18 protein-coding genes and 1 pseudogene are annotated in these 20,246 nt (G+C 40.4%); 7 read left to right on the top strand and 12 right to left on the bottom strand.

Going from position 1 to position 20,246, the window contains the following annotated elements; all coding sequences use genetic code 11:
• Positions 1-26: 26 nt before the first annotated feature.
• The 8 genes and pseudogenes from NSS87_RS07435 to NSS87_RS07400 form a co-directional block, all read right to left on the bottom strand.
• Positions 27-314: a DUF4368 domain-containing protein gene (locus NSS87_RS07435; RefSeq protein ID WP_269321842.1), complete on the bottom strand. Its 288-nt coding sequence runs from the start codon at positions 312-314 to the stop codon at positions 27-29.
• Positions 315-319: 5 nt separating this feature from the next.
• On the bottom strand, positions 320-1,309 hold the full coding sequence (locus tag NSS87_RS07430; protein WP_339245965.1) for a hypothetical protein: 990 nt from the start codon (positions 1,307-1,309) through the stop codon (positions 320-322).
• 203 nt (positions 1,310-1,512) lie between these two features.
• Complete coding sequence (locus tag NSS87_RS07425) at positions 1,513-1,986, bottom strand: hypothetical protein (RefSeq protein WP_042185849.1); 474 nt, start codon at positions 1,984-1,986, stop codon at positions 1,513-1,515.
• 15 nt (positions 1,987-2,001) lie between these two features.
• Positions 2,002-2,622: a hypothetical protein gene (locus tag NSS87_RS07420; RefSeq protein WP_042185847.1), complete on the bottom strand. Its 621-nt coding sequence runs from the start codon at positions 2,620-2,622 to the stop codon at positions 2,002-2,004.
• Positions 2,623-3,090: 468 nt separating this feature from the next.
• Positions 3,091-3,336 carry a DUF1871 family protein gene (locus NSS87_RS07415; RefSeq protein WP_042185845.1) on the bottom strand — a complete coding sequence of 82 codons (246 nt, stop codon included), beginning with the start codon at positions 3,334-3,336 and terminating at the stop codon, positions 3,091-3,093.
• Positions 3,337-3,497: 161 nt separating this feature from the next.
• On the bottom strand, positions 3,498-4,130 hold the full coding sequence (locus NSS87_RS07410) for a carbohydrate-binding family 9-like protein (protein ID WP_339245961.1): 633 nt from the start codon (positions 4,128-4,130) through the stop codon (positions 3,498-3,500).
• 146 nt (positions 4,131-4,276) lie between these two features.
• Positions 4,277-4,602: pseudogene (locus NSS87_RS07405) on the bottom strand (TIM barrel protein); the annotation flags it as partial.
• Between the two features lie 9 nt (positions 4,603-4,611).
• The gene (locus NSS87_RS07400) at positions 4,612-5,595 is read right to left on the bottom strand and encodes a Gfo/Idh/MocA family oxidoreductase (RefSeq protein ID WP_339248455.1); all 984 of its coding nucleotides are present in this window, start codon (positions 5,593-5,595) and stop codon (positions 4,612-4,614) included.
• 347 nt (positions 5,596-5,942) lie between these two features.
• Here NSS87_RS07400 and NSS87_RS07395 point away from each other — a divergent pair, with 347 nt between their 5' ends.
• Positions 5,943-6,197: a hypothetical protein gene (locus NSS87_RS07395; RefSeq protein WP_156113067.1), complete on the top strand. Its 255-nt coding sequence runs from the start codon at positions 5,943-5,945 to the stop codon at positions 6,195-6,197.
• A 246-nt stretch (positions 6,198-6,443) separates the two neighbouring features.
• On the opposite strand, the gene sigK (NSS87_RS07390) is transcribed toward NSS87_RS07395, so the two are convergent.
• Both sigK (NSS87_RS07390) and NSS87_RS07385 read right to left on the bottom strand, forming a co-directional pair.
• Complete coding sequence (gene sigK / locus NSS87_RS07390; RefSeq protein WP_339248452.1) at positions 6,444-6,974, bottom strand: RNA polymerase sporulation sigma factor SigK; 531 nt, start codon at positions 6,972-6,974, stop codon at positions 6,444-6,446.
• A gap of 282 nt (positions 6,975-7,256) precedes the next feature.
• Entirely contained in the window at positions 7,257-7,508 is a 252-nt protein-coding gene (locus NSS87_RS07385; RefSeq protein WP_339245957.1) for a hypothetical protein, read from the bottom strand.
• Positions 7,509-7,722: 214 nt separating this feature from the next.
• Here NSS87_RS07385 and NSS87_RS07380 point away from each other — a divergent pair, with 214 nt between their 5' ends.
• Positions 7,723-10,881 (top strand): amidase family protein, encoded by a 3,159-nt coding sequence (locus tag NSS87_RS07380; RefSeq protein WP_339245956.1) that lies wholly within the window; start codon positions 7,723-7,725, stop codon positions 10,879-10,881.
• A 790-nt stretch (positions 10,882-11,671) separates the two neighbouring features.
• Here the strand turns inward: NSS87_RS07380 and NSS87_RS07375 are convergent.
• A complete protein-coding gene (locus NSS87_RS07375; protein WP_339245953.1) occupies positions 11,672-12,736 on the bottom strand; it encodes a GntR family transcriptional regulator in 1,065 nt (354 codons plus the stop codon).
• Between the two features lie 263 nt (positions 12,737-12,999).
• Between NSS87_RS07375 and NSS87_RS07370 the strand changes: the two genes are divergently transcribed.
• The 5 genes from NSS87_RS07370 to NSS87_RS07350 all read left to right on the top strand — a co-directional run bounded on the left by NSS87_RS07370 (position 13,000) and on the right by NSS87_RS07350 (position 19,163).
• A complete protein-coding gene (locus NSS87_RS07370) occupies positions 13,000-14,337 on the top strand; it encodes an extracellular solute-binding protein (RefSeq protein ID WP_042185834.1) in 1,338 nt (445 codons plus the stop codon).
• Between the two features lie 85 nt (positions 14,338-14,422).
• Positions 14,423-15,319 carry a sugar ABC transporter permease gene (locus NSS87_RS07365; RefSeq protein WP_339245951.1) on the top strand — a complete coding sequence of 299 codons (897 nt, stop codon included), beginning with the start codon at positions 14,423-14,425 and terminating at the stop codon, positions 15,317-15,319.
• Between the two features lie 16 nt (positions 15,320-15,335).
• Entirely contained in the window at positions 15,336-16,169 is an 834-nt protein-coding gene (locus tag NSS87_RS07360) for a carbohydrate ABC transporter permease (RefSeq protein ID WP_042193441.1), read from the top strand.
• Between the two features lie 29 nt (positions 16,170-16,198).
• On the top strand, positions 16,199-17,188 hold the full coding sequence (locus NSS87_RS07355; protein ID WP_339245950.1) for a family 43 glycosylhydrolase: 990 nt from the start codon (positions 16,199-16,201) through the stop codon (positions 17,186-17,188).
• 409 nt (positions 17,189-17,597) lie between these two features.
• Complete coding sequence (locus NSS87_RS07350) at positions 17,598-19,163, top strand: histidine kinase N-terminal 7TM domain-containing protein (protein WP_076219035.1); 1,566 nt, start codon at positions 17,598-17,600, stop codon at positions 19,161-19,163.
• 367 nt (positions 19,164-19,530) lie between these two features.
• On the opposite strand, the gene sigK (NSS87_RS07345) is transcribed toward NSS87_RS07350, so the two are convergent.
• The gene (sigK, locus tag NSS87_RS07345; RefSeq protein WP_076193608.1) at positions 19,531-20,061 is read right to left on the bottom strand and encodes an RNA polymerase sporulation sigma factor SigK; all 531 of its coding nucleotides are present in this window, start codon (positions 20,059-20,061) and stop codon (positions 19,531-19,533) included.
• Between the last annotated feature and the right edge of the window lie 185 nt (positions 20,062-20,246).

Genomic DNA, 20,246 nt, shown 5'->3' with positions numbered 1-20,246 from the left:
ATGACTTGAGTGTCAGTCACTGTATTTTAAGCCGTAAGAAGAGCGGTGGCGGTTAACTTGTAATTAATGTTTATCGAGCCATCCGTTTGAACTTCAATCATATCAATAAATCTATGCACCATTTCAGAAGTCAGTTCATCCAACTTCATAAACTGCTTGAGTACCTTCTTCAATCGAACGATACTTTCTCCTGTGCTATTTCTTGCCTTTAAAGACTGAAATCCTCTTAAGTGGTCGAAATTCGGATTTAATCGACACCCACTGCCTCCATAAAAAAAAGCCTCAGAGCAAGTCTCAGAGACAGTTAAAGGGATTATAACTATAAATTATCTATTGCAAAGTCTAGTATTTCTTCTCTTACATTTCTAGGCAATTCATATTTATCATATCTTAATGCGTACGGACTTATTTCTACCTTTCTTCCCGCATCTGCTTCTTTTTTAACAATGTACGCTAACGTATCCAATGGATTTGATGATTCATTCAATAGTAAAACCTTTAGTTTCTCCAATAATTGATGCTGATTAATGTCTTGGAACTGTAGCAGTCCATTAGTGCTTTTATACTGTGTTTCGTAATTGCTATAATTATCAATAACTTCCCAATCAAACCATTTTGCTTGAAGTTCTTGAGATATGTTTGGAATATCATTAGCATGCCAAAACTCTAATCTTCTCGACAATATATCAATATGGAAGCCCCCCATAGGGAAATCCTTAGACCATTCATCTAAGAAAATACTTTTGTAACCATAGGATTTATCTATTTTGTTAATCAAATCAGGTCCGTATGATAAATAAACGTCTATTCCCCCACATAACGGAAATAGAAGTAATTCGTTTTGAGAGAACCTTACACTTGCCACCGTATCAACCCAGTTCTTCTCTTCCGGAGGTGCTAAACTTAAATCATTTATATCATCTTCAGAACTTGTTAATACTTTTTCCTTAGGGTAACCAACATATGTTGCTAAATCTATTAAACCTTCATAAGCCCATTGGATTTCCCATCCATACCAAATATTCCCCATAAGTTTCAAATAGAGATTCCTTAGTGGAATGTCGTAAAGTATATCCTCACCACCATAGAATAATAATTTCTTTTTATCTAAATCAAGAATTGCCCCACCTTCTGCCCAAACATCATCCAACCAACCTGATTCATCAAGCTTTGTCTGCATCTCGATAAAATTAATGGCATATTGTTCTCCCCAAAATAAATCTTTTGGCAAAGTGTTCGCACACCAATGACTGTAATACAACTCATAAGATTTATTTCTAACAATAATTAAATTCGCTCTTTGTCCCAATGTCCCCACCCCATTCAAATAGCTTGGCCCATTAGGTTTAATATTCCATCTCCAAAAGAAAAACCCTCCCAAAGTAGGAAGGGTCTACATCGATACATATTGTATTTATTCTTTTCTCACTAATAGTGAACAGCACTCCACATGTGTGGACTAAGCATTATTGACAACATTAAAATAGATGCAGGAGTATTCACCTTAGTTATCTATTTTTTCGTTGGAGTCCAAGTGGCTATTCCGTTTCCGGGGCATGCAACTACTAACCATAAATTATCAAAAAGAACTCCTGATTGCCAACACTCATACTTTTCATGAAACCCGTTAATAAAAAGAATCAAACCGGATTCCAATGTGATGTATAGATGTGGAGACATTTCACCAATTCTTATTTGAGTTACTTTCTGACGTCTTATTTTGTATAAATTCCAGTATTCCTCTTCTTCAGTCATATCTATCATTTCGAGTTCTGAATCCGGAAATGAACCAGTAGTGTTTGGGTAAATTGACCATTTAGATTCAATATTCAAATAAACAAAATCTTCATCGCTATTCCTGTCATAATGAGTAAAGTAAATTTTTGTTGTCGCGGGAGATAATCCAAATTGTATCCCATCAACACTCGAACCCACAAATAAGTGGTGGATTGTCTCTTCAGCAACTAGCCTTTCCTCGTTGTTCATTCAAACCCACCTCAATTAAAATTGAACGCCAATTTCCTTCTGAATTATTAGAAAACCACGATTCAATTCCTTAACTAATAATTTGTCATTCAGCACATTCTTGATTCGACTTAACGCCTCAGTTGAAACAATGCTGAATGGTTCTGACGATGGTTGCTCACCGTCTAGGAGTTCCTTATAACTTGTCGGTGCCCCTAATTCATGATATGTCTGAATTGTGTTTACTTCAAAAGAGTCCCATATCTTTTCGGAAATATTAAGAAGAGGCACTAACTTCGTACTGTCGTACTTCAAATATTTATCATTTACGAAGATGTCATCTTCAGGAAGAATCAAATGCAAAACAATCTCGTTTGATTCGTACATCCAATATAAACGAAGATGTCTGAACAAATCCGACTCAAGAAGAATTTGTTTATAGTCATGCTTTACATGCTGGTCAAATCCCAACTTGAATTTCTTAGCAAGTTTGGATGTATTCCATTTTATTATCTCTTCTAGCGTGTTTTTCTCTGACATCCAATAACCCGACTTAAATGGAAATCGGCTAAATATTATGTTGTAAATCTCACTGACAAAACTTTCATTGTACGTTGAGCACGGAAAAGAATAATGTACTGAAAAATAAGGTGGCATTGAAGCAACTCCTATTAGTTATTGTACTTTATACAATTTTACTATTTTTATAAAATTCCTCTTTTTGGGACGAGAAATTTCTAATGTATCTAGAAGATAAACCATCTTTAGTATGTCCCCTTGACGCGGAGCCTCTATGGGCACGATTACTTGCGAATAGCAGCAAACCGCAAGTGATTCGCCTGGCATAACAGCCTATTGTACCCACTTCTCCACGTAAAGTTATTCAATGAGGCTTATTTATGCTTCTTCCATTATAGTTAATAAAGCCATAAAGGACTTCTCTTTTTCCCTTAGAGTAAACTCAATAGTAACCATCGTGCGTATAAAAGAACTCAATAATTATTACAACGGCATTAAATGGGTTAAGTGTGTTATTGGTTAAATGAAGGTTTCATTCGGCACTGGTAGCCCCACAAAAAAAAGAACTGTTGAAAGGTATGATGCACTATCAAATTTGATAACCTGTTAGCTTTCAAGCTTGCATCTTAGTATTTCTTCAGCGATTACCTCACATTCTTTGAGAGATTTCTTGAACTTTTTTCCAAAACTTTCGTTAAATACATTAAAAATCTCTTTAGCCAATGTTTCTGCTGATTCAGAATTTATATCCGCTATCATAATCTGTTTTGATTCAGATTGATATTCGTCCTCCAATAATGGGTATATTTCGATTGGGTTCCATTTGTTGATTATATCCATAACTTTTTCCATATATTCCCTCACTTATTTACCAAATAGAGATATAAACCTATATTTAATTTGAAATGATATCAATCTTGTTTCTATTTGACTAATTTCCCTAAAAAATATAAAAAACCTCCAACCCCGTATATGCGGCTTCGGAAGTTATTCATTGACGCTGCATTTCGCAGTTACTCTAAGTACAGAATCCCAAAATCACAGCTTCTATGAAAATCTGGTTTGTTCGAATGAACTTTGCTCCATGTTCCAAAATGCGGATAGGTCGTATCGTCGCCGCACTTGTAAAAGTTACCTCTTATCCTTTTTCCCGGTACTGCCCGAAAATCCGAAAAATAAGATTGTACCCAAGCCCATGAGATCGAAAAGCTTAATTCCCAATAGACTTCTCCTTTAACATTGATTTGATCCGTGGTGCATAGGACGTGGAAAAGTGCCGGATTGATAGTGATTGGGAAGCGATCATACCGATCCGCTCCTATCTGCAAGAGAATTGCGCCATTCGCATTAAATTCGAAATTCATATAGCGCTGGTCCGAATCAGGAGTAGGCTGAAAAAAGAACTCGATGCAGCTATCCTTATACACGGGATCATTCATGTTTCTATATGTTCGTATTGGATTCTTTTCGTAAACCTTAAACTGAAGCTTCAGATCCTCCTGACTGTAATTTAATCTTGCTGTAACGACCGGGTTATACCCTTTAAGCCATTGATACTGCTTGATGATCTGGACTTCTTCTGTATCTGAACCATCCGTCTGATTTGCCAGGCGGGAAATTACTAAGGTTTCTAATTTTCTTTCCATGGTTCATTCCCTTCTGTTCGGAATCCCACTGGGGCTAACACAGCAAAACAACCCCATTAATTAACTTGATTATTTAGATCCGCCGCGATTCCCCGGTTTTCCAATACGCAGTTTCGATCCCCGAGATTTCGCACGGCCGTCTGCCGTTACCTGTATTGGAGGATGAAGGAGACCGCCCGCTCTATTTCCCTCTCGGGCGCATCCCCCCGTATCCGCTCTCCTGCAAGGCGGTGAAGTAGGCGTCAAAATCTACCTTCCCCTCGCCCAACGGAACCTCCTGGAATATGACTCCGGAGCTTACAAGCTCTGCAATCCGTTGATGATCCAGCGGCTGGTATCCGACGGCACCGTACACATCCCTCGGATCGACCGGCTTATGTCGGATGCTGTCCTTCACATGGATGTGGACGATATAGTCCTTCAGCAGGTGTATACCATACACCGGGTCATCCCCTGTTACCATCACCATGTTGGTCCAGCCTTATTTCGCGCAAGGTAACGTAATTCCTTCATGGATCGCCCGGTCGGCCAGGAGAGCGACATCCATCGCCCGGCATGCATCCTCCATTGTCGGTATAGCGGGCAAATTGTTCTCCAGCATGGACAGGAAATAGTCCAGTTGGGCACCCGTAGGCTTCGCGGAGAAGTCCATATTGATCATCCGGACCGTTCCTTTCCGGTAGTCTTCGACCTCGACCAGATTTCCCAGATGCTGATCCTCTCGTGGTCGATCGTTCTTGTAGATGATACGGATCCGGCCTGCCGGTCCGATGAATTCCTTCCTATTATCAGTCGGAAGCCCCTTACCCCACCCCGTCTCGAAGTAGCCGATGGAGCCGTCCGACAGACGGAGGGTCATGAGTCCATAATTGTAAGTGTACGGTGGAACTTCTTCATAGAGACGCTGCCCGATCCCGTTGACGCTTACCACTTCCGCCCCTGTAGCCCAACGCATCACATCGATATAATGTACGCCGCAATCCACGATCGGCGAGACGTCCCGGAGTAGGGACAATTGGGAATCCCAATTTTTGGAGGGCTTCAATTGGGATAACCGGATGACCAAGGGGAAGCCGATAGCGCCCTCCCGGATCATCTTCATAACCGCCTGGTACGTGGTGTTATGGCGAAGGATGTGACCGATCAGGACCTTGGTTTTGGCTCCACGGGCAAGCTTCATGAATTCCTGCGTTTCCCGTGCATTACCCGCCATCGGCTTCTCGCATAGGATATGCTTCCCTGCAGCGAGACAATCTTTTGCGATCTCCAGATGGGAGGACGGGTACGTGGCGATAATGACCAGATCCACATCGTCACGCTCGATCAAGACCCGGTAATCCGTGCTCCAACACTCGGCTCCGTATTGGCCTGCCACTAAGGAGGCCCTGTCCCGGTTCCAATCCGCTACGCCGATCAACCGAACCCGCTCCTGTCGTGATATCGCGTCCAAGTGGAGAGAGCCCATATAACCGCAACCTATCACGACCGCCCCGTACCTTTTCATGATGCATCCATCCTATCCTTCTCACTCGCGGAGGTTATTTTATGTTAATCCAAGCTCCTTGTTGGGAGATACCGAAGTCTCCCTACAGCGTCTAATCTTCTTGGGTATTGATGATTTACCATTCTTCATGCATATCCTTCTACTACATTTGTATTATACCGGATTAATACAGAATAACTTTTATCCAGTTATGATACCTTGTTACCTTTATTATATAAGAATGATGGATAGTTTTATTTAGCTAAGAAAGTTACTTTTTGCACGATTCCGTTATTCTGTCTAATTCTATGTAAGGGAGCTGTCCCGCTATGAACCACCCCCTCTCCAACACCGGTCCGCAAGCGAGTCTCCTTCCAGGAGCGGACTCCCTCCATCCATTACGCACAGTTCCAGAGGATCGCACCTCGCTTGTTCCCGAGAAGGAGGCTGTACGATTTCGAGCTGCTCTATGTATGCTGCTCTATGTATGCCATTGCGATGGAGGAGCGAACCTACACGGTGTTACCCAGGCAGCCTATCGTTCTGCTTTCCGGCGTCTACCACCGGAAGGCAAAGGAGGCTGATCCGACCACCAAAATGATCGGGATCACGGTGAATTGCAGTAGGTAGAAGCGCAGAACTTAAAATCTTGCGTACGTGAGTACCGTACGGGTTCGCCCCCCCGCCCTCAGCAGCTAAAAAGATAATTTTCTGAATATGTTTTTTTGTTCATTTAGCCCAACTAATTGAATTAACAAAAAAGCAACTCCCCTGTTGGCAAGTCGCTTTTAAAACACTCTATAGTGAATCTTTAGTTATTATTTAAGATCCTAGCGCTTAGCCTTATAAAACTCATGATACAGCTTCATGAGTGCCCGCTTCTCTATCCGCGAAATTCCCAGCTCCTTCGCAATCTCCCTCTGTGTCCTCTCTTCCCCGCCTGTATCCAATCCAAACCGACCAACGACAACTTCTTTTTCCCTGTCATCCAATATATCGAGGTTTCGATATATCTTGCTCTTCTCGATCTTCAAATCCACTTCTTTAATAACATCATCCGCTTCCGAACCGAGGATATCAATGAGTGTAATTTCATTACCTTCTTTGTCTGTCCCAATTGGATCGTGCAGAGATACGTCTTTCCGTGTTTTCTTCAAGGATCTAAGGTGCATCAGGATTTCATTTTCAATACAACGAGCCGCAAATGTGGCCAGTTTTGTCCCTTTATTCGGGCGATAGCTCTCGATGGCTTTAATCAGGCCGATCGTGCCGATGGAGATCAGATCCTCCATGTCTTCTCCAGTATTATCGAATTTTTTGAGGTTATGGACACGATGTGATGTCAAAAAAAATAAACCAATTACAGCTTTACTATTATCAATAACAATTAATTGATCAATCAACTCTAAGTGAGATTATTCATACTTGTTAAATTGCGTCTAACAATATCCTCGGTTTCAATATGATAGCCACCGTTTTTCACACGTAGAGCAATACATTCAATATTTAGTCGAACATCTTCTAGTCCCACATAAAAACACAATAATTTCAAAGCCTTGTTCCTTTGTATCCCTCATCTGCCTTATAACGTTACCACCCGCTAAAGTGGTTTCCACAATGAAATCCCACTTATTCCAGATATACTACCTGGCTATTCTTATGGCTTCTTTCCCAGCAGATACCTTACTCTTTTCAGGATGTCCATTATTGATCTTGCGGGCTCGTGCATCTGGAATCATCAGTGATTCCGCTTTATGCCATTCTCCCATATAGAAATCTTCCACTTTCATGAAATGAAAAACATAATATTCTCCGTTAATTATTAGCTGTTCCTCTTCTTTTTGATTTCGTGAAATTAAAGGTTTTTGATGATGCAGCCGGATGATGATACTCAATATCTTACGGCCCCTAAAACCTACCATATAACGTTATCTATTTAAAATAATAGTTTACATATACATTACACAAAATAATCAAAAAAGCCTTTTTTTCCTTTTTTCAAACTCAAAATATATTAAATTGATAATATTTATTGACTGTAACAAATACTAGTGTTATATTTCCTAACATTAAATAATAAAATACATAAAGGAAAAGGAGATTACGCACATGAATAAGTTCAAACGTCTACGTGAAACTAAAAGAGATCATTCTGGTTCCACCCGATCTGAATATTCACCTGCAAAAAAAAATTGGAGTAAAAAGCAATTTATAGCTACTTCAATTGTGTTATCTGTTATTGCTACGAGTGTAATTCCGTTCCAAACAGCTGACGCTTTAACTAGAGTTACTTCAGAAAGTGGCACAGTATGGGAGATTCACGATGTTTTTGCTCCTAGCTTAGACACAGGAAGTTTGCGTACAGTTGGTGCTACACAAGTACAAGGTTTCGGCAATATCTTTGTTAAAGTGTCCTCGCCTTCAGCTCCACTGATGAATGGTCAAATGATGCGTGGGTTTGACTTGAAATACGATGGCGTTAATAAGTTTACTTCGGCTCAATCTGTAAATCTAGGAAATGTAACTGTAACACGTGAGGTGTATGTGGATACTATTCATAATCGAACGAGATTCTTTGATACATTCACTAATAAAAATGATGTCGCTATAAAAGTTGATGTATCATTCGGTGGCTCTTTAGGATATGGTACAACAACAAATGCTTCAGTAGTTAAGGCAACCTACTCAGGCGATTTAAAGGTAACTACAGATGATTCATGGATTGTTGTAGATAGCAGTGCCAGAAACAATAAGCCGCTAGGCGTTGCAGTGGGATCTCCAAAACCGTTTGATAATGGATTAACAGGTCTAGGGAATCAGCAACAGGATCCATTCACAGTACCCTTAGCTGAGTATGGAAATGAAGCGAATTTCTATGGGTTCATTAATTCACTAAATATTGGACCGGGCGAATCGAAGTCCCTAGTAAATTATGTACAAGTTGGAGAAGCTGGTGAAGAAGGGTTGAAAAATCTGGTTGCTATGCTAGATGGACTTAATAGTCTGCTGGATGTAACAGGATTAACAAACGCACAAATTCGTTCAATTAGCAACTGGGATATATCTGCTATAGAGGGACTTGATACTGGAGATCATCTGGATATTCCAAATGCTCCTGCGGCCAAAGAATTAATAACTTCATCGCCGTATGATGTTAAGAATAAATCAATTGCAGAAATGCAGAAGGATATGATTAATGGTAAAACTACTTCTGTACAAATTACTCAAGCCTATTTAGATAGAATTAAGGTATACGATGAGGGACAATTGGGATTCCATGCATTCCTGCATGTATCTGAAACTGCGCTTAACCAAGCAAAAGCTGCTGACGATGCCCGTGCACAAGGTGTAAAAGGTGATTTATTGGGTATTCCAATTGCGATAAAAGATATTTATGACACAAAGGATATGCCTACTACAGGTGGCAGTAAAGCTCTTGAAGGCTGGCAGCCTGATTCCGATGCATTCCAAGTGAAAAAGCTGCGGGAAGCTGGAGCTGTAATTATTGGTAAAGTAAATACTTCTGAGTTTGCTAACAGCGGAAGCTTTAGTGAGAGCGGCTGGCAGCAAACATGGAATGCACTCTATCCATCAAAAACATCTTTTGGCTCAAGCGGCGGGTCTGCAGTATCTGTTGCAGCTGATTTTGCAGCAGCAGCAATGGGATCGCAAACAGGGGTATCTCTCTATGCACCAACTACAGGCGCTAGCTTAAAAAGCTTCCGGGGTACAGACGGTATGGCAAGTACTACAGGAGTACTTCCACTCACTTGGGGACAAGATTATGCAGGTCCCATTGCTAAAACAGTAACTGACCTAGCCATTATATTGAATACTACAACGGGTACGGACCCACAAGATATTTTCACAGTCACTGCTGATGCAGATCATAAGCGTCCAGTGGATTGGAAGGAATCTCTGGATGCTAATGCATTGAAAGGAAAGAAAATTGGATATATTCCTGCTTCCTTTGTATCTGCATATGCTGATGATGATACTGGACGGGCAGTGATGGATAAGTTCTCAGAGCTTCAAGCAGCGGGGGCGACAATGGTTGAAATGTCAGCTGTACCATCAGGCCCTAGTCGTCCTTCAGGTATTAATGGATCTACTGAAGGTTGGGCACGTTATATTGAGCTTCATAAGGACTTCCCTTATATTGATGGAGCAAGTGTACTAGCTTCAGATAAGGTGCTTATCTATAATCAAAGAGGATATAGTACTCCAACTCGTATGACTGAACAAGCTGTACAAGATTACATTATGTATAGAACCGACTATAAGGAAGTTATTAAAAACTGGATGGACGCGAATGGCGTTGATGCTGTTGTTTATGCAGGTTTTATTAGTGACGTATATAACAATGACGCATCAGCTTCTCAATTAAGTTCTGACCGTAACACGGGCGTATTAACCTCTAATGTGGGTCTCCCTACGGTAGTTGTTCCTGTAGGAACGAATGACAGCGGATATTCTATCTCTATGCAACTGGTTGGTAGAGCATGGGACGATGCAAAAGTTTTAGGCATGAGCTACGCTCTTGAGCAACAAAGTCAAGCTAGACTACTTACAACATTTGCTCCAACACTTCAATACGTTTCAAACTCTACTAATCCTGATCCAAACACAGATAATGGACCAACCCATCCAAATACTGGAGGAGGTACGGTGACACCTCCAGCAATAACAACGCCTATAGAAACACCGTCACCTGCAGAAACAATAACACCAGCAGATAAACCGAAAGTTGTTAGTTTTGTAGATACAATGAATCATTGGGCAAAAACAAGCATTGACGCACTAATTGCTAAGGGATTATTGACGGGGTATTCCGATGGAACATTCCGTCCAAATTCAGGTTTGACTCGTGCCGAAGCAATTAAAGTAATTGCAACTTACATGGGACTTGAAGGACAAGAAAGTAACTTTATAGATGTATCTCCAACTCATTGGGCGAATAAGTTTATTGGTGCAGCTGCTGGATCAGGCTTGATGAACGGATATAGTGACGGAAGATTCCGTCCAGATGAGAAGATTAGTCGTGGTGAATTAGCGACACTAATCACTCGAGCTTTTAAGCTAACAGGTACTGGAAACACATCATTCAAAGATGTTACAAGAAATGCATGGTATTATGATTCCATTGATGCACTCGCATCCAATAATATTATTACAGGTTACGCAGACAGTACATTTAAGCCTGAAAAAGATATTACTAGAGCAGAGTTTGCAGCAATTGTTTCCAGATTAATAGGAACTATTAATTAAAAGAAATTCAATTAAAAATGACAGAGTACTCGAGTAACCACGTTTACAGAAAGGGCCATCCCGAAAGGGATGGCCTTATAACTTGCCGTTACAGATAGTGCGATGAACCGTACCACAAGTAGAACGAAAAGACTTTTTTTCGGATTATGGAAAGACGGTCTCGTTTATAGCAGAAGTTCCCTCTGTAAGTCGTTTGTTCCTAGCGGGACTATCACTTTTTATGGCGGAAAAGTAGAGTTAGGGACTGTATGCTAGGGGACTAGCGGTCTATGAGGCGTCAGATCTTACGGTTGGTAATCACACTATTACTGCAAGCTACAGCGGCGATAATCACTATAAAGATTCTACAAATAGTTGGCTACAAAACGTGAATAAAATATGGTCTCAAATCAGTATGAATATCTTACAATCTACTATGGTGGGGGCTCGGTCGATGTACAAGTCGGTACACTCGGCATGTCATCCCTACTCGATCTTACTCCATCCAGCGCCTAGAAAATTATTTGCTCATATAAACATTTTCATATTTATTTCCTCATTGAGTTCCTGGAGACATTTGAATATTCCTTCATGATCATCATGCTCTGAGATTCCTTGACACTCACTCCCCGACCCGAAGATCGGTTTCATCCGTATGAATCAGCGGTTTTCGTAACAAAGTGGAGCGAATCTCCCGTTTTGGCCGCTAGCACCTTTATGATATATTGTTATACTCTATGCGCTGGAACGCAAAAGAAGACAACTTCTACTGAAGGTGCTCCTAGAGTGTCGATAAAGTCCAATGAAATAGTTAGGGGAAGATGAGCTGCACGGGAATGACGGCATTCTTAGGTGAATATATATTCTCTATTTGTTCAAGTAACAGCTTTACGGCTGTACGTGCCATTTCCTGTTCATCCTGCTGTACATAAGCTACGAATGAAAGATGTGGATTATCGAAAGATAGCAAATCGATATTTGAGTGATTGTTGAGACGGCTGATAGCGGCCGATGTAAGGCGTGCGGTTTCTTCGGTTAAGGAGAAAGCTGCCGAAATTCCACTATGCCCCTGCAAGAAGTCGCTTACATAGTCCAATGCTTGCTTACCGCGTAGAATGTCGAGAGGGATGTGACACCACAAGCTCTTGTCGATTGATATACCTCGATCTGTGTACGCCTTCTCGAAGCCGAGCGTGCGATCCTCGATGGCTGTATTGGCATTCTCAGGTGAGATGAGCGCAATCTGATGATGACCCTTGGATAGCAAATGAGAGACAGCCTTATACGCACCGCCGTAATTGTCTGATGTAATCGTGTATGTCTCAATGTTGCGCAGGTAGCGGTCGATGAACACACATGGGAATTTATCGAGCGACAGACGCAGTAGTGATTCGTTGTACTTCTCATCTTCTGTTGGAAAAACGATCAGTCCCTTCACACCGAGCCCCGTTAGTGTACGAATGGCGTTCGATTCGATAGAGGAGGACTCTCGCGTGATGCTTAGTACCATGTTAAGGCCAGCTTCAGACAGGAATTGTTCCGTGTAGTCGACGAGCTTCTGAATGACACGGGTTACCATCGTCGGAATAATGAAGCCGATGAGCGGCAAGGACGACGCGCTGTGTGGAGATAATGGAGAATCAATGCTAGAAACATCAAGACTAGAAGAGACGAATGTGCCTTTGCCTTGTACGCGTATAATTAATCCTTCGTCAGCTAGCTGGGTTAAGGCGTTTTTGACGGTTATTTTACTTACTTTGAATTCGTCCATTAATTCTTGTTCAGAAGGGACGCGGTCCGTTGGCCGAAGCTGCCCAGATTTAATTTTCTGTACAATATCTTCTTGAATTTGCTTGTAGAGCACCAGCTTTTTCAAATAAGTACATCTCCCTTAAAATTTAATGATTTTTATAATCAATTGGTTATATAAAATATATTACGTATATATTATAATGCAATTTATAAAGCGCTTACAATACAGAATTAGGAAATTTATTACGAAGGTGTCTTTTCATTGAAAGGTTAGAATCATGTTAAGAAGGTTGGTAACGAGACGTATTAAAACCGCTTAAATTAACAGAAGTGACCAGTCACCCAGCATCTCAAATGAGTAACAAAAAAAGAGAGGATGACGAACAAATGAAAAAACGCATTACATTAATCTCCATCGTTACAATCCTTATGATGTCACTAGTTTTGTCGGCATGTAGTAAGTCTTCCAGTTCATCAACGGAAACACAGCAGTTAGGCGCTGATGCCGGTGAGAATGCAACAGAAATGTCATTTTGGACATTCGTAGATTTGCATGGCAAGCATTTGGATAAAATGCTGGGGTTATGGAACCAACAGAATCCAGACAAACAGATTAAGTTGAATGTAACGGTTATGCCTTACGATGATATGCACAACAAGCTCTTATTGGCAGTTACAAGTGGAAAAGGTGCTCCTGATATTGCGGATATCGAGCTTGGTCAGTTCCCTAAATTCTTGGAAGGGGACAACGTTCCACTGGAATCTTTGAATGATGTATTTGCACCATACAAAGACGTTGTCGTTCCCTCACGTGTCGATATTTACTCCAAAGCTGACCAGGTTTATGGCTTTGATTATCACGTAGGTGCTACGCTTGCTTTCTACAACACGGAAATTCTCGAACAAGCAGGTGTTGACTACAAGATGATCAAAACTTGGGAAGATTACAATCAAGCAGGTATCAAGGTTTATGAAAAGACTGGTAAGTACTTAGGTACTGCTGATACATCCGCTACGTGGCAAGCCTCGCTGTTACTTGCTCAGCAAAACGCTGATTTTACAGATGAAAATGGCAATCCAAAAGTTAACTCCCCTGAGATGATTAAAGCGTTTGAAATGTTAGTTGACCTGCAGAAGAATAATGTTATTCATACGATCCCAGGCGGACAACCCGACACAGAAGAAGCAAAAGGCGAATACAACAAAGGCAACTACGCAAGCGCATTGATGCCTGAGTGGTACATGTCCCGCTTTGTAAACGAAATGAAGGACCTTAAAGGTAAGTATGCAATTGCTCCATTGCCTGTATTCGAAGAAGGTAATCCTCGTTCCGTTGGCTTAGGCGGTACTGGCACAGTTGTTACTAAGACTGGTAAAGACGTTCAGTTGGCAAAAGAGTTTGTAGCTTTTGCTAAGCTTTCGAAAGAAGCTACTACTGAAATCTGGAATACACTTGGATTTGACCCAATCAATATGGAAGTATGGAAAGATGAGGCTGTAACGAAAAACCCTGATAACGAATACGTCCAGTATTTTAAAACAAATGCATTTGATACTTTGAATGAAATCAAAGACGAAATTAGAGCTATCAAATCCGTAAAAGCTTCACCGACGATCGGCAATGTGCTCAATACGGTTACTCTGAATGCGATCTTTGAAGATGGCCAAGACGTGAAGGAAGCTCTCGATGAAGCACAGGCAGCAATTGAACAAGAATTGAAATAAAAATAATAAGTAAATGGTTATGATTAAGCCTGTCGGCAAGAATGGTGCTCGGCAGGTTTAGTCATAGTCAAGGGAGAGTGGGATTATGATAAAGAAATTTGTATACTCTCAAAAGGTTGCACCTTATGTATTTGTGTTGCCATTCATAATCATATTCTTGATATTCTGGTCTTATCCACTTGTAAATTCATTCGTAATGAGTTTTCAAGATAGGATGTTGGGACAGGATCCAAAATGGGTTGGTGAAGCGAATTATTCGAAGTTATTCACAGATAAAGTGTTTTTGATGGCTATTAAAAATAGCGTTGTATACATGCTAGGAACCTTAGTGCTGTTAATCCCTTTCCCAATGTTATTTGCAGTTATGATAAACAGTAAGTTAATGCTGGGGAGGGAGTTTTTTAAATCTTCGTTCTTTCTTCCTGCATTGACATCTGTCGCAGTGGCGGGTACTATTTTTCGCCTAACATTCGGCGAAATGGATGGTTCATTAATGAACAGTTTTCTAGGTCTATTTGGTGTAGAGCCTACTAAATTCTTGAAAGATGCAGAATGGAGTATGGCTGCACTATTAATTCTTGCATGTTGGCGATGGACAGGTGTTAATATGCTGTACTATCTATCTGGTTTGAAAAACATTGACAATGATTATTATGAGGCTGCTTCAATTGACGGGGCATCTGCTTGGCAGAAGTTCAGATCGATTACAATGCCATTATTGAAGCCGACCACGATATATGTTACGACAATTAGTGTTTATGCAGGTTTGGCAATGTTTACCGAGAGCTTAATGATGTTTAACGGTAACAATTCACCGAAAAATATTGGCCTAACTATAGTGGGATATTTGTATAGACAAGGAATTGAGAAGAATAAGCTCGGTTACGCTGCAGCAGTTGGTATCGTTCTATTAGTCATTGCTATGATTATCAATTTAACGCAGTTGAAATTTAGTGGAATGTTCAAAAAGGAGGAGGATTAAAATGGACACTAGTCAGATGAAGAACAACTTAATTGCTAGAATAGTCATAATTAGTACCTTTATTATACTATTCGTTATAATTATGGTTCCATTCTACGCAGTGGCCCTCTCTTCCTTTAAACCAGGTGAAGCTTTAATAAGATATGGTCTTAACTTAAGTTTGAATTTTGAAATAATGAGTTTTGATAATTTTATCTATTTATTTACTGGACAACATGATTATTTTGTATGGTTTTGGAACAGTATGACGTTAACAATCATTCAGGTTGCTTTAACACTGTTTGTAAGCGCTTTTGTTGCATATGGTTTTGCAGCGTATGATTTCAAAGGTAAGAACTTCCTCTTTATATGTGTGTTGCTCATTATGATGGTGCCATTTGAAATATTGCTGGTTCCTTTGTACAGCTTAATAAATGATTTGCAAATGGTGAATAGCTATTCGGCAATCATTCTGCCGGGTATAGCTAATGCCGGGACGATATTCTTCTTTAGGCAATATCTCAGAAGCATACCAAAAGAAATTATTCAATCTGGGCGAGTTGATGGAGCAAACGAATATGCGATATATTTCAGAGTGATTATGCCGATTATGAAGCCTTCCTTTGCGGCAATGGCCATTCTGAATGGTATGAATAGCTGGAATAATCTATTGTGGCCATTCATGGTGTTGGGAGATCAAAACAAATATACACTGCCAATCGGTTTAAAAACATTGTTAACTCCTTATGGGAATAACTATGACCTTCTGATCGTGGGCTCCTTCTTCTCCATCATTCCAATCTTCATATTGTTTATCGCTTTCCAGAAATATTTCATTGATGGTATGACTGCGGGTGCTGTTAAAGGTTAGTATCTATTACTTATGAAATAGGTGATAAGATGGGAGTCCAACAAGAGGAGTTACGCGTCATTAAACCATTGATCGAGCAACGAGCTGATCCTTTTATATGCCGACATTCAGATGGTTATTATTATTTCGTGGCCTCGGTTCCAGAGTATAATCGGATTGAAATCCGTAGGGCACAGGACCTTGAAGGGCTTATTACATCAGCTCCTGTAGTGATCTGGAGAAAGAGAGAGACTGGCATTCTTAGTGCCAATATTTGGGCGCCAGAGCTGCATTTTATTGATGGAAAATGGTACGTATATTTCGCTGCCGCGCATACGTCGGAAACGACAGAAGGCTTGTTCGACCATCGGATGTATGTACTGGAGAATGAAAATGCAAATCCGCTCGAAGGCAGCTGGACGGAAAGAGGACAGGTTCGTACCGCGTGGGAAAGCTTCTCCCTCGATGCCACTACCTTTGAGCACAATGGTAGCCTCTATTACGTATGGGCACAAAAGGATCCGGAAATCGAAGGCAACTCTAATCTCTACATATCTAAAATGAGCAATCCGTGGACGTTGATTGGGGCGCAAACGATGATTACGATGCCCGAATATGACTGGGAGATCATCGGGTATAAAGTGAACGAAGGCGCGGCATTTGTTCGCAAAGATAATCGGGTATTCCTCACTTACTCTGCTAGCGCTACTGATTTCAATTATTGCATGGGCTTGCTTGAAGCCGATGCGGACTCGGATTTGCTCGATGCTGCCTCATGGCGCAAGTCGAAAGTACCGGTTCTCACGACTGATGAGAGCATCTCGATGTATGGTCCTGGTCATAATAGTTTCACGGTGTCAGAGACTGGCGATAAGACGCTGTTTGTGTTCCACGCAAGAACGTATAAACATATTGTAGGAGATCCGCTATACGATCCGAATCGCCATACATTTGTAGCGGAGCTGTTGTGGACGGATGACGGCAGACCTGATTTTCGCGGCTCTGTTGCGGCACTTGCACGTTCTGTACAATACGAATAGATCTGCAAGCGCCTTACAAAATTCTAAATGGATTTAGTTGACTTATGTCGTACATGGGGAAGCCTTTATAATTAGAAATAAAAACAAGTACCCATCCAATCGATGGGTACTTGTTTGCAATGCAATAGAAGTGATGAATTACGTAATGTTGTACTAACTATTTGGTGATCGGTATAGACGAAATAGTAATCATAGCATTACTGATTGGCTAAATGTGTTGCTACTGTCATGAGTGTCATGCTAAGTTAAAAACAATCTATTTCATGAAGCAATAATCAATACGATGTGGGTAGTACAGACATAATAGTGATGTGGACGGAATCCTGTAAATGGTTCAAGGAACAAATCAACATCTTATATTAATCGTGTTAACGTAAATATATGTATTGTATGAAAGTGGGTATACCTATTGGATTCGAAGCTAGCAGCATATATAACATTAGTTTGTACTTCGGCTGTTCTGAATTTGTCTATACTTGTCTTTACTTATTGGAGGAGACATTATTATACAAATATTGCTAATTTGTTCATGTGGAATACATTAACTTCAATGATTTATTGCTTTGGTTATGCCTTTAGCTTAACATCGACTTCGTTAGAACAGCTTAGATTTTGGAATATTGTACAGTATGCAGGGATGCCATTTTTCCCTCCGTTAGGATTAATGTTTGTCATGCAATATTTGGGTTATAAAATAACGAGAAAAAGAATAATCGCGCTACTTACAATGCCTTGTATTACTTTTCTCATCAATGTAACTAATGAATCCCATCATTTTTACTATAGAATATATGATATCCATTCGGTGCTCGGGGCTCCATATAGTGAGATTGAGTATGGGGCATGGTTTGCCGTACATAATATTTACATTTTCTGTTGTATGTTAGCTGCGCTCTTATTGCTGCTTTCACGCTGGAAGGAAACCGTTAGTGTATATCGATCTCAATTATTTGCCCTCATCTGCGGTCAACTGCTTCCAATAATGACTGCATTTTTATTATTCATAGGAGTGACACCCGATGGTATCGATCCTGTACCCATGGTTATTTGGTTTTCTTCTGTTTTGTACCTTTGGTCTATTACCTCCTCTCGAATGTTATCAATAATGCCAATTGCAAAGGAAACGATCTTTAATAGTATGAACGATGGTGTCATTGTGCTTAATGATACCTATCAATTAATCGAATATAATCAAGCTTGTAAAAGTATGTTTAGTGAATTGGATCGATCAACGTTAGGGCAGCCATTTGATCAAGTTTGGTATATGCTAACGGATCAATCATTCCCTGTTCAATTAGATACGATCTCAGATAAATTGAATGTTACGATTCATCAAGGTAATTATATATATCAGCTACGTATTTCTATGCTTCAACAATCTAATAATAACTCTGGCTTACTAATTATATTTACGGATATAACAGAGCTACATACATTACAACAAAAGTTAGAGCATCAAGCCTATTATGATGATCTTACACAAATATACAATCGTCGTGCCTTTTTCCAGAAAAGTGAGCAAAGCTTAATGAAAGCAAAGGGTGAATTATCATCCTTTGTGATTATTCTATTTGATATTGATTTTTTCAAAAAAGTGAACGACACTTATGGGCATCAAACCGGAGATCAAATGCTAGTACATGTGGCTCAAATATGTAAGGCTGAGATGGGAGAACATATACTATTTGCTAGATATGGTGGTGAAGAATTTGTACTCGCTTTACCTGGTTATACACTAGCGGAAGGGGAAAACTTCGCTAATTACCTTAGATTTTGCATTGAACAGAAGCCTCTAGTTGAAAATGAAAAATTGGTAACGATTACCTCTAGTTTTGGGGTATCCGTAACGACAGGAGCTGTGGAGGAAACAATCCATCAACTTCTTCATAAAGCTGATGAAGCACTTTATGCTGCCAAAAGAGCTGGTCGAAATCAAGTGCGGGTTTTTAATGAAAAGTACGAATATGTGGAATAGTACAGCAAATTAAAATAGAGGCGTACATCGGAGCCGTGCTTAGTTTAGTAACTTGGTGGATTGAGAGCAAAATGCCTATCAATCAAGAAGAAATATACTTATGAGTGACTGTTTCAACAGGATATAACAGTCAGTTATTCTGATATTGAAGGATCATATGCTAGTGATGCTATTAGGCAATTTACAGAAAGGGGAATTGTAAACGGTATAGGTATGAGAATTACCTGTATTTCGCTCTATAGATGTTACGGTGAACCGTATCATAAGTAGGGTGAACCCTATCTACACAAAAAACGACTCATCCTTAGACAAGTCGCTTTTCAAGTTTTATTATTAATGGATTATTACTGTGTAATTGTCATCAGTCTTACCGCTTCGCCTTATAAAACTCATGATACAACTTCATGAGCGCCCTCTTCTCTATCCGCGAAACATAACTCCGTGAGATCCCAAGCTCCTTCGCAATCTCCCGCTGCGTCCTCTCTTCTCCACCTGTATCCAGCCCAAACCTACCCACCACAACTTCTTTCTCTCGGTCATCCAGAATATCAAGATTACGATAAATCTTGCTTTTCTCAATCTTAAGATCGACCTCTTTAATGACATCATCAGCCTCGGAACCAAGGATATCAATGAGTGTAATTTCATTACCTTCCTTGTCTGTCCCAATCGGATCGTGCAGAGATACGTCTTTCCGTGTTTTCTTCAAGGATCTTAGGTGCATCAGAATTTCGTTTTCGATACAACGGGCAGCAAAAGTAGCTAGCTTTGTCCCTTTGTTTGGACGATAGCTCTCAATAGCTTTGATCAAGCCAATTGTTCCTATGGAGATTAAATCCTCCATGTCTTCCCCGGTGTTATCGAATTTTTTGAGGTTGTGGACTCGATACGATGTCAAATGTCAAAAAGGGACGCTCGTTATTCTTGTTCCATCGTACCGATGTCGATCACAAACCGGTTTAATCATGTGTCGCAGCAGCAGATCATTATTATAAAAGCAAATTCAACGACAGCAACTACTTTACTCGCCAGTTTACTGAAGTATATGGCGTGTCCCCAAAGGTGTACCGGAAGCATCGGTAA

Source organism: Paenibacillus sp. FSL F4-0243, from assembly GCF_037963295.1.
Classification (GTDB): domain Bacteria; phylum Bacillota; class Bacilli; order Paenibacillales; family Paenibacillaceae; genus Paenibacillus_AQ.
The sequence above is the reverse complement of the archived record's forward strand: the minus strand, read 5'-3'. Positions and strand labels throughout refer to the sequence as shown.

Bases quoted from the DNA above. Each gene is read 5' to 3' on its own strand.
- NSS87_RS07425 (WP_042185849.1), bottom strand. From the start codon at position 1,986: ATGAACAACGAGGAAAGGCTAGTTGCTGAAGAGACAATCCACCACTTA.
- NSS87_RS07420 (WP_042185847.1), bottom strand. From the start codon at position 2,622: ATGCCACCTTATTTTTCAGTACATTATTCTTTTCCGTGCTCAACGTAC.
- NSS87_RS07415 (WP_042185845.1), bottom strand. From the start codon at position 3,336: ATGGAAAAAGTTATGGATATAATCAACAAATGGAACCCAATCGAAATA.
- NSS87_RS07410 (WP_339245961.1), bottom strand. From the start codon at position 4,130: ATGGAAAGAAAATTAGAAACCTTAGTAATTTCCCGCCTGGCAAATCAG.
- NSS87_RS07400 (WP_339248455.1), bottom strand. From the start codon at position 5,595: ATGGGCTCTCTCCACTTGGACGCGATATCACGACAGGAGCGGGTTCGG.
- NSS87_RS07395 (WP_156113067.1), top strand. From the start codon at position 5,943: ATGAACCACCCCCTCTCCAACACCGGTCCGCAAGCGAGTCTCCTTCCA.
- NSS87_RS07380 (WP_339245956.1), top strand. From the start codon at position 7,723: ATGAATAAGTTCAAACGTCTACGTGAAACTAAAAGAGATCATTCTGGT.
- NSS87_RS07370 (WP_042185834.1), top strand. From the start codon at position 13,000: ATGAAAAAACGCATTACATTAATCTCCATCGTTACAATCCTTATGATG.
- NSS87_RS07365 (WP_339245951.1), top strand. From the start codon at position 14,423: ATGATAAAGAAATTTGTATACTCTCAAAAGGTTGCACCTTATGTATTT.
- NSS87_RS07360 (WP_042193441.1), top strand. From the start codon at position 15,336: ATGAAGAACAACTTAATTGCTAGAATAGTCATAATTAGTACCTTTATT.
- NSS87_RS07355 (WP_339245950.1), top strand. From the start codon at position 16,199: ATGGGAGTCCAACAAGAGGAGTTACGCGTCATTAAACCATTGATCGAG.